Here is a 14,569-nt window from a genome sequence, read left to right as displayed (position 1 = left end):
ACCTAACGTGGCGCGCTCAAAAAAATACCCACAGCCGGGTGGTAGTGGGTAACAAAAGTGGTGCGGGCACGTCGCGGAACTGCCCACGCTCGCATCTTTGCACCGGGTTTCCCGCGCGCCAATAATCTTTCCGGACTAGTTGCGCCCCCACACTGGTTGCATGGACAAGCGCCCGCGATTCTTGTTCAATGGATCGCCCCTCCGCCCCCTCCGTTCAATGCCCCACGCCCGCCTGCTGCTGATCGACGACCATACCTTGTTCCGCACCGGCCTGCGCCTGGTGCTGGCCGACAGCCCGAGCGTGGCGCATATCCTCGAGGCCGGTTCGGTCATGCAGGCGGTGCAGGACCACGGCGGCGCGGCGCTCGACATCATGCTGCTCGATATCCAGATGCCGGGCCTGAACGGCATCGAGGGCGTCAAGGTGTTGCGCCGGCATTTCCCGGCGGCGCGCATCCTGATCGTGTCGGGCACTTCGGGGCTGGAAACCATCCCGCCGGAAGTACGGCGCGAGATTTCGGGGTTCCTGCCCAAGTCCGCCGACGCACGCGAGATCGAGGAGGCGATCGCGTGCTGCCTGGCCGGCGGCACCCATTTTTCCGGCGAGGCCGATGCCGCGGCACCGCCCCAGCAAGCCTACGCGGCGAGCACGCTCACACCGCGCCAGCTGGAGGTGCTGCATCAGCTGATGCTCGGCCGCTCGAACAAGGTCATTGCCTACCATATGGGCCTGTCCGAGAACACCGTGCGCGTCCATGTGGCGGCCATTCTCAATCATCTCGGTGTGGTCAGCCGCGTTGAAGCCATCCTCGAAGCCCAGCGGCGCGGCCTGGTACAGGCGGTGCGATGACGGTGGAGACAAACGACCCTGCCGCCCCCGCGCGCAGCCCGCTGCGCTGGCTGCCCCGCTACGATGCGCCGCGCCTGCTCGCGGCGCAGATGAACCTGATCGACCAGAGCTTCGGCTGCGCGATGGCAGGCTGTTCGCTGGCAGCCCTCATCCTGGCGATCGGCCTGACCCTGAACGGGGACCGCCCCGGTGCCCTGCCCTGGGCGGGCGCGATGGTACTGGTTTGCGCCGTGGCCTACTTTGGACGGCTGCGCTTGCCCGGGCGGCTGACCGAAGCCGGCGCCCCGCGCTATGCGCGCGGCATGACCGCCATGCTGGTGCTGATCGGCGCGCTGTGGGGACTGGTGGCGTGGCTATACCTGGACGTGCGCATGCCGGCGGTGGTGATCTGCATCCTGTCGCTGATCGCCGGGATGAGCGCTGCCGCGCTCGCGGTATTCTCGGCATGCCTGCCGGTGGCGATCGGTTTCTTCGTGCCGGCGATCGTACCGGTATGGATCGCCTTCCTGGCCACCGGCGATATCGAATACCTGCCGATGTTCCTCGGCACGCCGCTGTACCTGTGCGTGCTGCTGGTCTTCGCGCGCAACTATGCGCGTGTGGCGCGGCAATCGATTGCGCTGCGCTTCGAGAACGTGGAACTGATCTCGCAGCTGCGCGAACAGACCGCGCGCGCCGAGGCCGCGCAGCACGCGGCCGAGGACGCCAGCCGCGCCAAATCGGTATTCCTGGCCTCCGCCAGCCATGACCTGCGCCAGCCGCTGCACGCGATGGGGCTATTCCTGGTATCGCTGGGCCGCACCTGGCTGGATGAACGCCAGCGCCAGTTGCTGGCGCATATCGAAGCGTCTTCCGGGGCCGCGCGCGAGATGCTGAACTCGCTGCTGGACTTCTCCAAGCTCGAGGCCGGCGTGATCACCCCGCGCGCGCGCGCGTTCCGACTCCAGCCCCTGCTGCACAAGCTGGAGAACGAGTTCGCACCGCAGGCCGAGGCGCGCGGGCTGGTGTATCGCACGCGGGATACCACCGTCACACTGCATGGCGACCCCACGCTGGTCGAACTGGTGCTGCGCAACCTGATTGCCAATGCCATCCGCTACACGCAGCAAGGCGGCGTGCTGGTGGCTTGCCGCCAGCGCGGCGTGCTGGCCACCATCGAAGTCTGGGACACCGGCATCGGCATTCCCGCCGCACAGCACCGCGACATCTTTCGGGAATTCCATCAACTGGGCAATCCCGAGCGTGACCAGCGCAAGGGGCTCGGGCTGGGGCTGGCCATTGTCGAGGGCCTGGCGCGGACGATGCAGACGCGCGTGACCCTCGCGTCCAGCCCGGGGCGCGGCTCCGTGTTTCGCTTCAGCCTGCGGCAGGCATGGGAACCCCCGGAAGAGAGCCCGCTGGTGCCGGCAGCGCGCGCGCTCGATGGGCTCCGTGTGCTGGTGATCGATGATGACGAGGCCATCCGCAGCGCGATGTCCGAGCTGCTGTCGGCCTGGCGCTGCGAGTGCCGCACAGTCGAATCCGAAGAACAGGCGCTGGCGTCGCTGGCCGGGTTCACACCGGGGCTGGTTCTGGCCGACTACCGCCTGCGCGGACACCGTACCGGCCAGCAGGCGCTGGACGCGATCCGGCAGCGGCTGGGCCGGCACGTGCCGGCCATCATCATTACGGGGGATACTGCGGCCGACCGCCTGCGCACCGCGCACGCGACCGGCACGGCATTGCTGCACAAGCCGGTGGTGCCGCAGGAATTGCAGGCGGCCATCGACACCCTGCTGCGGGAATTCCCGGCACAGGGCAGAGGCGCAGCGGACCGCCAGGCGGCGGTGACGTAGTGAACGACGCCCCGGTCACGCCGGGGCCAGGGCCATCAACCGCCCGAATGCAGCGGCGACAGCGAATAGGCCAGCACCAGTCCCGCCACGATCGCCGGCGAGCCGAGCCTGATCGCCGTGCTGCGGGACAGTATGCCCAGATACACATACAAACACACCAGCACCATCGCAGTCACATACAGCAGGCTGTCATAGACTTGCATGGACGTCTCCCTTGCCATTGTTCTTATTGCTTTACTTCGGTGGGCTGCCAACGGGGCGGGATGCGTGGGGTATTGCGGAACTGCGTGGGGGCGCTCCGTTGACAGCATGCTATGGCTGTCTGTTGCAAGGATAGTCCGCACTTCGGCGGCGCGTGGCAATTATGGAAATCCCTCTGCGGCGCTGCACCAGCAGCGGGCAGCTCGGCTCAATCGGCCGGCAGCATCTCGGGGTTCCATGCAATTTCCCACAGATGCCCGTCCGGATCGTGGAAGTAGCCGGCGTATCCGCCCCAGAAGGTGTCCTGTGCCGGCTTGACCACGCTGGCACCGGCGGCCAGTGCCTGCGCCATCACCGCATCGACTTCGGCCTTGTCGGCGACGTTATGGGCCAGCGCGACATCGGTCAGCGCGCGCGGCGTTACCTGCAGTCCGGCATCATGCGCCAGGCTGGCGCGCGGCCAGAGCGCCAGCTTGAGGCCGGCCTGCAGGTCAAAGAACGCCACCGCGCCGTGCTCGAACTGCTCGCCGACAATGCCCGCGGTAGGCAGGCCGAGCCCGTCGCGATAAAAGCGCACCGCACGCTGCAAGTCATCGACACCCAGCGTAATCAGCGTAATCCTCGGTTTCATGGCGGTCCTCCACTATCATCGATTGCCTAGCGCTGCCCAAACGCCGCGCCGGCGAACAGGTCTTTCAGTTCGCGCGGCTGCGAACGCCAGTATTGCTTCGGCGCCTGCACGCTCGCACCCAGCCGCGCGGCGGCATGCCAGGGCCAGCGGGGGTCATACAGCATGGCACGAGCCAGCGATACCGCGTCGGCTTCCTGATTGGCGATGATGGCTTCGGCCTGCTCCGGCTCGGTGATGAGGCCGACTGCAATGGTCGGCAGTCCCACCTCCGCCTTCACCCGCTGCGCGTAGGGCACCTGGTATCCGGGCCCGAGCTTGATCGCCTGCTGCGGCGAGACCCCACCGGTGGTCACGTGGATCGCCGCGCAACCGCGCGCCTTCAGCACCTTCGACAAGGCGACTGTGCCTTCGATATCCCATCCGCCCGGCACCCAGTCGGTTGCCGAGATGCGCATCCATACTGGCCGCTGCGCCGGAAACGCCTCGCGCACGGCGTCGAACACTTCAATCGGGAAGCGCATCCGGTTCTCCAGGCTGCCGCCGTATTCATCGTCACGGTGGTTGGCCAGCGGCGACAGGAACTGATGCAGCAGATAGCCATGCGCGGCGTGGATCTCGATGCCATCCAGCCCCAGCCGCGCTGCGCGCCTTGCCGCGGCGACAAAGTCATCACGCACCTTGTCCATCCCCGCGCGGTCCAGCGCCACCGGCGCGGCTTCCGCTGCGCCATGCGGCACCGCCGAAGGCGCCACCGCATGCCAGCCCAAGGGCGCGTCCGGGGCAATCTGCTGACCGCCGTCCCACGGCGCCTGGCTCGACGCCTTGCGGCCGGCATGCCCCAGCTGGATCGCGATGGCGATCGGGGAATGCGCGCGCATCGCGTTGACCACGCGGCCCAGTGCCGCCTCGTTGTCGTCCGAATACAGGCCCAGGTCATACGGCGTGATGCGCCCTTCCGCAGACACCGCCGTGGCCTCGACAATCAGCATGCCCGCGCCCGACAGCGCCAGCGAACCCAGGTGGATCATGTGCCAGTCGCCCGCATTGCCGTCGTGCGCGGAATACTGGCACATCGGCGCGATCGTGATGCGGTTGGCAAGGGTCAGGCCGCCAATGGCTAGCGGCTCGAACAGTTGGCTCATGCGTTGTGCTCCTAGCGGGAATCTTGTTGCCGTTGCGGACAGGAACTCTGATTCTAGGCCGATGCCGGCGTGGCTGCAGGCAGCGGCTCACGCTCGCGCAGGGCGCTGCGCAACCCATCCCAACACGAGAGCCAGCGCCACTGCCACCGCTCCGCAGCCAAAGATCAGCGCGTAGTTCTCCCGGGAATGCGCGAACATCCACGCATAGCCATACCCCGCCAGCGCCTGGAACAGCGCAAAGGCGCTGGTCGCATGGCTCCACGCCGCGCGCTGCGCGACCGGGTCGTGCGGCAGCGTTTCCTGGATGGCGCCAAGTCCCAGCGGGGCAATACCCGGCGTAAACGCACCGAGAACCACCGCCGCCACGCCGATCGCCACCGGATGACCGGAAAGCGCCAGCACCGCCGTGGCCAGCCCCTGCAGCAGCAGCGCGCCGCGGTAAGCCGCCCGGAAGCCGATCCGGTCGCCGGCAAAGCCGCAGACCAGCGGCCCCGCAATCGCGCCGATGCCATACAGCACCCAGTAAGACGCGCCCACGCTGCTGCCGCGGCCCAGCCCGCGGGCCACCAGGTCCACAAGCAGCAGCATCGTCGGCACCAGCCCGAAGGCATTGATCGCGTACTGGGCGTAAAGCCACCGCAGCTTGCGGCGGGCTTCCGGCAAGATCGCAGCCGAAGCGCTTGTCGCAGTGCCCGCGCTCGCCGGGGCACCGGGCAACTGGCCCGGCCAGCCGTACCAGCTCAACGCCGTGAGCGCCAGCGACAACACCCCCAATCCCAGCCACGTCTCACGCAGGCCGAACTGCAGCAGATGCGGCACCAGCGTGCCGGAGGCCGCGATACCCAGGCCCAGCCCGAGAAAAATTGTCCCCATCACCAGGCCGCGCCGCGGCGCCGGGACATGCGGCAAGATCGACGTCGCCACCAGCACCATGATGCCGCCGCCTGCCAGCCCCGAAAGAAAACGCCACGCAAAAAACCAGGCCACCGACACCGGCCACGCGCAGGCAAAGAACGCCACCGTCGCCGCTACCATCAACCCGCGCAATACCGCCCGGTTCGACCAGACCGACACCAGCGGCCGACCCAGCAAGGCCCCTGCGAGATAGCCCGCAAAATTCGCCGCGCCCAGCGCCACTGTCTGCGCCGCGGGAAACCAGTGCGCCTGGATCAGCGGAGGCACCAGCGCGGTATAGGCGAATCGCGCAAGACCGATCGCCACCAGGCTGGCACAAAGACCGGAAAAGGCCGCGTAGAGGTCGCGCATGCTGAGCGGTGCTGCGGGTATGGCGCACTGCTGCGGCGCAGAGACAGGGCGAGACATGATGTTCTCCAGTAACCGCTTGCCTTGCGGCAGGCAAGACGGGGCCACCGCCCCCCGTGCATGGGGCCGGAAAAGGGATGCAGCTCACCCGCACACGGCCGGGCCGCGTGCAAGGTGTCTACGGAAGAAAAATCAGGAAAATGCCGGCAGAGATCAGCCGGTGCCGGTACCTAACGGCGGCAACCCCAGCAATGCCAGCGTCGGCCGTACACCGCCCTCCAGCAATTCGCGCTCCGGCGCAGCGCGCGCCAGCACGCGCATGCCGAGCAGGACGGCCAGCAATTGCGCGGAAACCTCGTCTGCGGAGAGAGCCACGTCCACCTCGCCGGCCTGCTGGGCGGCGGTAAACTGGCGACGGAAGAAATCACGAATTTCCTCGAAGGCACTCGCCACGGTCTGTTGCACGTCCGGGGCTTCGGGCGTCACCTCAAGCGCCGTGTTCACCAGCAGGCAGCCACGGTGCAGCGGATCGCCAAGTGATCGCTCGATGCTTTCAGAGAAATAAGCCGTGATGGCGGCGGCAGGGGACAACGCCGCCTCCAGCCTCGCCATGCGTTCCCGCACCGTACCGTCGAGATAACCATCCAACGCCGCCAGGAACAGCGAACGCTTGTCACCAAAGGCGTTGTACAGGCTGGGCTGGTTCATGCCCATGACGCTGGTCAGGTCACGGGTGGATGTGGCTTGGTAGCCGCGGGCCCAGAAAGCGTCCAGGGCCGCGGTGAGGGCGGCCTGTTCGTTGAATTTGCGGGGGCGAGGCATGGGGCGTGGGTTTTGTATCGTTCGCTATGGAATGGGATTATAGAGCGATCGATACAAAACGCAAGGATTCCTCGTGCCCTGCTTCCCCGCTATTGGATCCCAACTAGCTCTGGCATTGGCGGTGTGGTGGGCCGCAAGCGGATGCTCTTGAGCAAGGCATCCAAACGCGGGCGGGCTTGCTCGTATGGTGGTGCGTCCTTCGTCAGTTTCGGGTAGGAAGCACGGGCTGCCGACTCCATCACCACCTCGATGGTCGGCAAGATTTGCGAACCCGCCCAGCCGGCGTATCCGGTGTACACGTGATAGCCCTCCCGCGGTGGTTGGCCCGGACGCTTTGCTTCCACCACGATTCCTCCCTGCTCTGAGGTCAGTGCTCCAATCTTTGCGGGACGAGGACCCAGGCGCTGCTTCACTGTTGTGTTTTCAGGCAACTGGCTCAGCAATCCGGTCGCCGAGCGACCGGTCGCGTTCAATATCGTCGTCTCCGATGCTCCACCGCCAGGAATCGCGGCAACGCTGAGCGTGTAGATGACAGCGGGGCTGTCACCAAAGCGAAAGGAAGTGGAGATCTTGTTGCCATAGGTGCCATCGTCGCGCAGGAACGCATAGGGCAGGCAAAATCCGCGATCCTTGGGAATCTCGTAGAGATTGCGAGGTTGAAGTTGACCGACTAGTTTGCGAAGGGCGTTCTCGGCGACTTGCCATTGAACCTCGCTTGGCTCTTCGAACTGCGGGATATCTCCTTTCAGCATCGACTCAAAGGCGACCAAATGGTTGCCTAATACGATGGCACCGCGCAGGTAAGAAGCTCCTCCACGACGCTGATCGTGACGCAGTGCCATGCTATTTTCCCTTCCAAGGTCGATCGCTTTTTGGTAGCGATCGGCTTTAATTTCAGCAACGTCTTTCTCAAGCCTTGCTCGCTCCTCCGCAACATGCTCTTTAATACCAGGACCGAGAAGTTCCGGCCGCTCTTTGTACATGTCCTCGGTCTTCTTTTGTTGCTTGAGTGCGCTTAACAAGCCACTCAACGACGCCGCATTCATACGTGCTCTATAGCCTAGAAATTTTTCGCGCAACTCCTGTGTTACTGGGCCGTAGATAGCGAAGGTGGTGAGCAATTCTTTAGTCTCTATTTCGATACGCCCCTTTCCAGTTCCATTTTCAAAGTACTGGATTAGGTTATCGAAAGTATCTTGATTACTCGCCTTATAAGGAATCGCCCAATCAAATGGCATACCACCCGGCACATCGAACATCAATCGCCCAAAGCACTCCACTCGGTTATTTTCAGAGCTGACATATCCCAAAGATATTGCTGCCAGTTTATCATTATTACTGGGATCGGGAGTTTCCACACGATTGCCGGAACCGTTTGCACCGAACGTGGTTTCCGCTTCTTCCGCTTGCCCCTGCTGTCCGCAGGCGCTCAATGTCACTGCAGCGCTTAAAATGGCTACAAAACGTGATCTACCCATGAAAATTCTATTTCTCACCAATAAATCTCCGTGTTTATACACTGACTCTTTCTGAACCTGGCGAAGATAGCGCTGCCGTTTGCTGCGTCTTATCAATTTCCACTTTTGGCACAACATTAGCCAGTGTAGTCAAGTTCATCTTGGAGTCGTTATTCTCCCCCAACGTCCACAAGATGGGAAACGCAGTAATGAAGCCAAGAATCCCGACTGGATTTTTCTCAGGTAGCAGCTTATTGGCATCCCACGTAAAACCTTCGTCGCGCGGCTGTGGGCTACGCCAAAAACGCTCATTAAATGGCATATAACCGCCTAATTTATGCTGACTCGCATGCCAACTGGGCCAAATTGACGTAGGTGCGCTCACTTTTGGGACAAATGAAAAAGCTTTTTCATAGGCCCTCGCATTCAGTGATGCAACTTGCTTGATTGCCTGCCAAGTAGCGGGGTCACTGGGCCCGTCTAGCACGACGGAATTACCGAGATTTGCCGCTGGCGATGCACCGCCAAGTAAGCCAAAATGCTTTTTCCATAATTCCTTTCGCAAGTTGTATGGAAAGGTTCCGACAGATTGAAAATTTTTACCATTCAATCTAACCGACATCGGTTTGTCATCGTGAATGACTACTGCAAGCTCCGAATCTCTATCACCCAACTGACTACGATCATTAATATTTGCACTTCCAATTACCACGACGCGATCATCAACAATCAGTAACTTACTGTGTACGTAGATTTGCTCCGTAATGGGCCGTCCACCTACTACGTCCCAGTTTCGTAAGTTGAGCAGCGTAAGGTATTGCTCCCAATCTGCCTGAAGGATATTTCTATCGAGCTCGTCCGGAGCGGCGCTTTCCGCAGTATCCCTCGCCCTCTTCACCTCCATCTTCCGCTCACGCACATACCTCATCGCCAGCAACGCGCGCCGAATCCTATTCACCAGACTATGGCTGCCAAACACCAGCGACTGCATCGTCAGATGCTGTTGCGTCATGATGTTGATCGTGTCCAGTGTCCCTTCCGGGTGTACAGGCAACACCATGTAGACATGGAACGGCTTGCCGTCGTAGATGGCCCGTGTAATCCGGTCACCCAACGCCTTGCAAATCGGATTCTTCAGGGACTTTTGAGACGGTCCCAGGGCACTGAATCCCGCGATTTGCGCTTGCGTGGCCATGACCCGCTTCAGGTCATTGACAAAGTCGGCGCCGCCGCCCCTGATGTCCCGCTGCACGTCGTCGATCTGGCTCCATTTGAGGGACTTATAGATCTGTCCGGGCGGCACACCAAGTATGCCGAGTTGCGCGGCATATTTTTGATATCCCGGCGACCCTTTGACGTCCATCAACGCATGCATCGGTCCTGAGGCCGGGGCACCGCCGCCCGCTTCCTCGTTTCCAATCATGGTGGTCCCATAATCGGACTGAAAAAACTGACCCTCGATGTAAATAAAATGCGACGCGCCCTCGATGTTCTTCAGCATTGCGCTCAGGCAGCTGCTTTCCGCAATGCTCGGCGTAGTCTTTTCCGCCTCTCCGGCAGCCTCGGCCACCCGCATCTTCTTCGGGGCGCTTCGGAGGACCTGGACCCAGCATGACCCTGGCTGGGTCTTGGATCGGACAGGCCGGTGTGCAGCCCCGATGCGGGGGGCCTTGAGACGGGCCGCGATGCCGAGTTGCCGCAGCAGCGCGTCGACCGTCTTGCCATCGCTGCGCTCATACTGCAGCGCCACGCCATTCCAGCGCCGTACGAAATTGCGGCTCAGGTCATACACCGATGGTCCTTCGATTCTGCAATGCACGTCATGCCATGGCATGCGAGGCTGCACACTGCTGTCGGGGCACTTTCCGCCGGCCGGCAAGAGTTTTCCTAGTTTTTCCAGGTTCGCATAGCACTGCTTGCGCTGGCTGCCTTCCGCCTGCAGGGCGAGTACCAGGCGCATGACAAAGGCCTGGATCGTATCGGCTGTATTTTGCAGGAGGCTGGGCGGCAAGCTGTCCAGCGTGGCGCCGTTCAGCCACGCCATCAGCGCGGTGCTGGCGTCCGCTATTTGCGCGCCGCCGTACTCGCGCAATTTTTCGACCTTGGTCTGAAGGGTCGTTCCCAGCTGCTGGTGGGCCCACTTGCTTGCACTGGCTGCGGTTTCCTGTGCGGCGTCGATGACTTTGTCCTGGGCCTTTCGCACGAATTCCGGCACGACGTCGCTGGTCACCCACCAGTCAGAGATCTGCTTGTTGACGTCCTTGACTTTGTCGCTCGCCGCGGAATACACGTCCATCGCACCAGCCAGCGGCTTCATTGGTGCGGATAGAAAGAATTGCGCCGCACGACCCGCCTTGTTATCGAAACAAGCCGCCACCAGTTCGGCGCGTGTCAGGTATGCCGTTTGTTCTACGCTGCTGAGGCTATGAATCGGTGGTACGCAACTGTTATAGAACTCGCTGCCCTGCCGCCCGTCTGCCTTAAGCGAATACTTGCCATCATCCCGCCTGCCGTAAGCAAGGTCGATGCCGCCCACGTACGCAGACTTGTTATCGATGACCACCAGCTTCTGGTGATGCGAGAAGGCAATGCCCAATGCACCGGGTTGATCGCATTGCGATACAGCCGGCAGGACGAAGGCTCGCGGAGCGGGCAGCCCGGCGTTGAGCTGAATCACCGTTAGCGCGGTCTCCAGGTCTCCTGTGTCGACGCCGACCTTGGGAGACATCCAGGGCATGACATAAACGCTGGCCCCGTTTCGGACGGCGGTACGAAGGCATGTCCAGAGCGTCTTCTTGCCGGTCAGCACGACATCGAAATTCACTTGCCAGCCGGTGATAAACACGCTCGACTGCGCGCCTTCTATCGCCTTGGCAACGTTGTCGAAGTACTCTGTCCCCGTGACAAAGAACTGCACCGCGTTGCCCTTCACGGGCTCGGAAAATACGTCCTTGCCGTGCACGAAGCAGCCGGGCGCAGACGTCGCCGTCTTTGCGGCCTTCTGGTCTTCACCAAGGATCTGATACACCTGCTTGTCTGGCGCACCCATAGCTTCTTATTTACTGAGTTTTTTTGTAGATCTGATTGGGCGACCCCGCAGTCAGCGCATCGCGCGCATAGCGCAGGCGTTGCTGGGTATTGTCGTCCGACATGGATTGCGGCAAGCCACCGCTGAAATCACCGGCATTGAGCGCGTGGCGTGCTGCCTCCTCGTCCGTCCACGACGGATCCTGCTCGGCAACGTGCACGCGTACGGTCTGGCCGGGATATACCAGCCAGGTGTTGGCTGGACTGGCGCAATAGGCCCGCGCCAGGGCTTCTTGCTGGGCCTGGCTGAGGACCACGTTGCCATCCGCGTCGGTAACGCCATGTGCCACCAGTTGGTCGTCAGCCACCATGCCGAGTCCCAGCGGCGCTTCGCCAACAGCGATCTTCCAGGGCGCGTGAGCCAGCGCGTGCCCGCCTTCGCCCGGGGTATTTGCAAGGCGCATGCGGAATTCCATGGGCTTGTAAGACATCGGAGCTTGCGGAAATTCCGGGAGCGGGTAGGCACTATTCACCGCCCCCTCAAACTTCCTCTGCGCCGCCTTATAAGTAATCGCCCCCGGACACTCCACCGTAATATTCCCGCCCTCGATCAATATCGACGCCCCGCCCGCCGTGGCAATGCGGATCCGTTTCGCCGCGGCGAAATCCACGTTCATGTTGGCCGACACCACGGTCAGGTCATCCCGTGCCGCCAGCTTCAGCAGATCGTGCTGCGCCTGGATATCGATATCATCCTGCCCCGCCGTCAACTGAAGGCCGATGTTGTGGTCCCCCGCGCCCGACAGTCCTGCCGCCACGCCGATGGCCTGCCCGGCGTGCACGCGGCCCTGGCCGGCTACCGCGATGTTGCTGTCCTGGCCGCTGGCCAGTACCACGCTTTCGCCGTTGGCGATCTGCAGGTCCTGGCCGGCAACCACCGCCAGCCCGGCGCGGCCGTTGAGGTGGACCATGGCCGCGCCCTGGTGCGGAACCTTGCCGGGGGTCGTGGTGTTGCCGCTGGACGCATCCTCCTTGGCCGTTTCCAGCGCTTGACCATCGACCATGCCGGACGCAGCCTGGGTCTGCTTCGGCAACGGGGCTTCGTCATCCTTGCCGGTCGACAGCGCCTGCGTCTGGTGCGTGGTCGCGCCCTGGCTCAGGGTTTTGACGAGATCGCCCGCCTGGCGCAGCAACGCGATGCCGGCGGCGTTGTCGCCGGTAGGCAGCGCACGGCCGGTAACGGCGTCACGGTAAGTGGTCAGCAATAGGCCGGCCTGGCCGCGCACGGCGGCGTGGCCGTCGGTGCGCAGCTCAAAGCCCTGGCCGCGGAAGCTGCCGCGCCGGTTGTCCTGCTGGTGGATCAGGTGGCCAAGGTTGAGCTGGGTCGATTGCAGCGTGGTGGCCAGTTGCGTGCGCAGCTGGCTGTCGCTGTCGTCCAGCACCAGCTGGTTGTAGCCTTTGCCGCCGTGCTCCTGGCTCTTGAAACCCGTCAGCGCGGCGGCATTGCGGTGGCCGTCGGGCTGCGCGCCCAGGCCGTGCCAGGCGGGACTGTGGCCACCGGCGAGGTTGCCTTGCGCGCTGGCTGCGCTGTCCGTGCCCTGCGCGTACAGGGACTGGCTGTCACCGCCTGCCGCTGCGGTCTTGCCGCCTGGCGTGGGCGCGTGGCCCGCTTCACCCTGGCCGTTGTACAGCGCGCCGATGACGAATGGCTGGTCGATGTCGTCGTCGGCGAACTTGACCAGCACTTCCTGCCCGATGCGCGGCAGCCATTGCCAGCCCATGCCGGCGCCGGCCTGGCGCTGTGCGACGCGGATCCAGCGGCTGCTGCGGTCGTCGGCGCGCTCGCCGCGTTGCCAGTGGAAGCGCACGCGGATCTCGCCCGCGGGGCTGGCGTGGTGTTCGGCGTTGCCATCCGCCTGGGACTGGCCGTCAGGACCGACGACGATCGCGCTATGCACCCCCAGCGGACCGGACCGGCTGTAAAGACGCGGACAATTGACGTCGAGTACGCAGGCGCGCCAGGGACGGCGGGCGTCGATGGCGCGGAAGATGGCCGCGTAGCCCTGTTCGCGTGCTGCCGTCTGCAGCGCTTGCGTGGGAGCCAGGCGCACGGGCTCTTGATCCGGCAACACGCCCAGCAAGCCGGGCGTTGCCTCTGCGGCGTCCGGTGCGGCCGGGGGTGTGTCGAAACACAAGGCCGCCTCGAGCGGCCCCATGCGATCGGCCAGTGCGGCGCGCGTGTCGGCGGCCAGGTTGTTGATGCCGCACTGCTCCACCGCATCGAGCAGCAGCGGGTAGCCTGCCGCATCGTCTTGCTGCGGCGGCAGGTGTGGGCAGCCATTGACGGTCAGCCGCGTGCCGCTGCGCAGCGTGCGCACGGAGGCCCGGCCGGTGAACAGCAGCGCGCGGGCTTCGACGGCTTCGATCACCTGCTCGGCAACGCGCTGCGCGCTCGCCGCGTCCGGCGCCAAGGAGAGGCTGACGGACAGGTACGGATCCGGGCTGACCGCCCGGCCCGCATTGCCAACATAGCGTGCCGGGGCGTGGCCGCGGATGGCCCGCTTGGCCTCCGGATCCCATGCCGTCACCGCCACGCCGCCCACGGTCGCGCGGGTCTCGCACGCGAGCTGCTGGATGGCATCGGCCGATTCCTGGCTGTGCGCGCGATGGAAGCGGATGCCGCCACCCGCCGCAGATTCTTCATCTTCCGGCAATTGCGCGCTGTCGGCAAAGATCACCACGGCATGCCCGCCAGGGGCTTCCTCGTCTTCCACGACGGTATAGCTCAGCCCGGCCTCGGCCAGCAGACGCGACAGGAAGTGGTAATCGGTTTCGCGGAACTGCGCGACATGGGTACGCTCGCCGATGGCGGCGATGCGCGCTTCGGCGCCCGCTGCATAGCGCCATTGCGCATGCGGCGCATAGGGTTGCAGCACGCTTTCGATGATGCTGTCGAGCTTGCGGTTCTGGAACACCTGGCTGTTGCGCTGCTGCGTGGTCAGCCACAGCCACGGCACCACCGTCAGGCGATAGCGCGCCAGGCTGCCGTCGGCGCCGAGCTTCTCGGCCTGCCGGATCAGGCCGGTGCGGCGCGACTGGCCGCCGCCGGCGAGGGTGGTCAGCAACGTGACCCGCTGGCCAAGCAGGCTGTCCAATGGGATATCGGCGTTGGCGCTGACCGCGACGATGCGCGACTCGGCCAGCGCGGAAACGCCTTCGCGGCCGATCCAGGCTTCGACGGCGAGCTCGCCCAGCGCGCCTTCACCTTCCAGCGCATACAGGCGGTGCGCCGCGCTGAAAAGATGTTGGTAAAGAGTGGTTACATCCATTCGCTGTCCATT

The 14,569-nt window shown here is 63.8% G+C and carries 10 protein-coding genes; 2 read left to right on the top strand and 8 right to left on the bottom strand.

The genetic code is table 11. The features are described from left to right. Window positions 1-217 precede the first annotated feature (217 nt). Both AC3FMM_RS11935 and AC3FMM_RS11930 read left to right on the top strand, forming a co-directional pair. Entirely contained in the window at window positions 218-850 is a 633-nt protein-coding gene (locus tag AC3FMM_RS11935; RefSeq protein ID WP_473704492.1) for a response regulator transcription factor, read from the top strand. Continuing rightward, complete coding sequence (locus AC3FMM_RS11930) at window positions 847-2,685, top strand: ATP-binding response regulator (protein WP_473704491.1); 1,839 nt, start codon at window positions 847-849, stop codon at window positions 2,683-2,685. Before AC3FMM_RS11935 ends, AC3FMM_RS11930 begins: the two co-directional genes overlap by 4 nt. 35 nt (window positions 2,686-2,720) lie before the next feature. On the opposite strand, the gene AC3FMM_RS11925 is transcribed toward AC3FMM_RS11930, so the two are convergent. The 8 genes from AC3FMM_RS11925 to AC3FMM_RS11890 all read right to left on the bottom strand — a co-directional run bounded on the left by AC3FMM_RS11925 (window position 2,721) and on the right by AC3FMM_RS11890 (window position 14,557). After that, window positions 2,721-2,888 carry a hypothetical protein gene (locus AC3FMM_RS11925; RefSeq protein WP_167330465.1) on the bottom strand — a complete coding sequence of 56 codons (168 nt, stop codon included), beginning with the start codon at window positions 2,886-2,888 and terminating at the stop codon, window positions 2,721-2,723. A 206-nt stretch (window positions 2,889-3,094) separates the two neighbouring features. Next, entirely contained in the window at window positions 3,095-3,517 is a 423-nt protein-coding gene (locus tag AC3FMM_RS11920; RefSeq protein WP_414247752.1) for a VOC family protein, read from the bottom strand. Window positions 3,518-3,543: 26 nt separating this feature from the next. Next, window positions 3,544-4,659, bottom strand: coding sequence for an NADH:flavin oxidoreductase/NADH oxidase (locus AC3FMM_RS11915; protein ID WP_115713411.1), 1,116 nt, complete (start codon window positions 4,657-4,659; stop codon window positions 3,544-3,546). Between the two features lie 87 nt (window positions 4,660-4,746). Next, complete coding sequence (locus tag AC3FMM_RS11910; protein ID WP_240987816.1) at window positions 4,747-5,925, bottom strand: YbfB/YjiJ family MFS transporter; 1,179 nt, start codon at window positions 5,923-5,925, stop codon at window positions 4,747-4,749. Window positions 5,926-6,135: 210 nt separating this feature from the next. After that, complete coding sequence (locus AC3FMM_RS11905) at window positions 6,136-6,744, bottom strand: TetR/AcrR family transcriptional regulator (RefSeq protein ID WP_488686654.1); 609 nt, start codon at window positions 6,742-6,744, stop codon at window positions 6,136-6,138. A gap of 89 nt (window positions 6,745-6,833) precedes the next feature. Then, window positions 6,834-8,240: a T6SS immunity protein Tli4 family protein gene (locus AC3FMM_RS11900; RefSeq protein ID WP_488686653.1), complete on the bottom strand. Its 1,407-nt coding sequence runs from the start codon at window positions 8,238-8,240 to the stop codon at window positions 6,834-6,836. A 16-nt stretch (window positions 8,241-8,256) separates the two neighbouring features. After that, window positions 8,257-11,250 carry a phospholipase D-like domain-containing protein gene (locus tag AC3FMM_RS11895; RefSeq protein WP_488686652.1) on the bottom strand — a complete coding sequence of 998 codons (2,994 nt, stop codon included), beginning with the start codon at window positions 11,248-11,250 and terminating at the stop codon, window positions 8,257-8,259. A gap of 10 nt (window positions 11,251-11,260) precedes the next feature. Continuing rightward, entirely contained in the window at window positions 11,261-14,557 is a 3,297-nt protein-coding gene (locus tag AC3FMM_RS11890; protein ID WP_488686651.1) for a type VI secretion system Vgr family protein, read from the bottom strand. Between the last annotated feature and the right edge of the window lie 12 nt (window positions 14,558-14,569).

The organism is Cupriavidus sp. 207A1 (genome assembly GCF_057798955.1).
The sequence above is the reverse complement of the archived record's forward strand: the minus strand, read 5'-3'. Positions and strand labels throughout refer to the sequence as shown.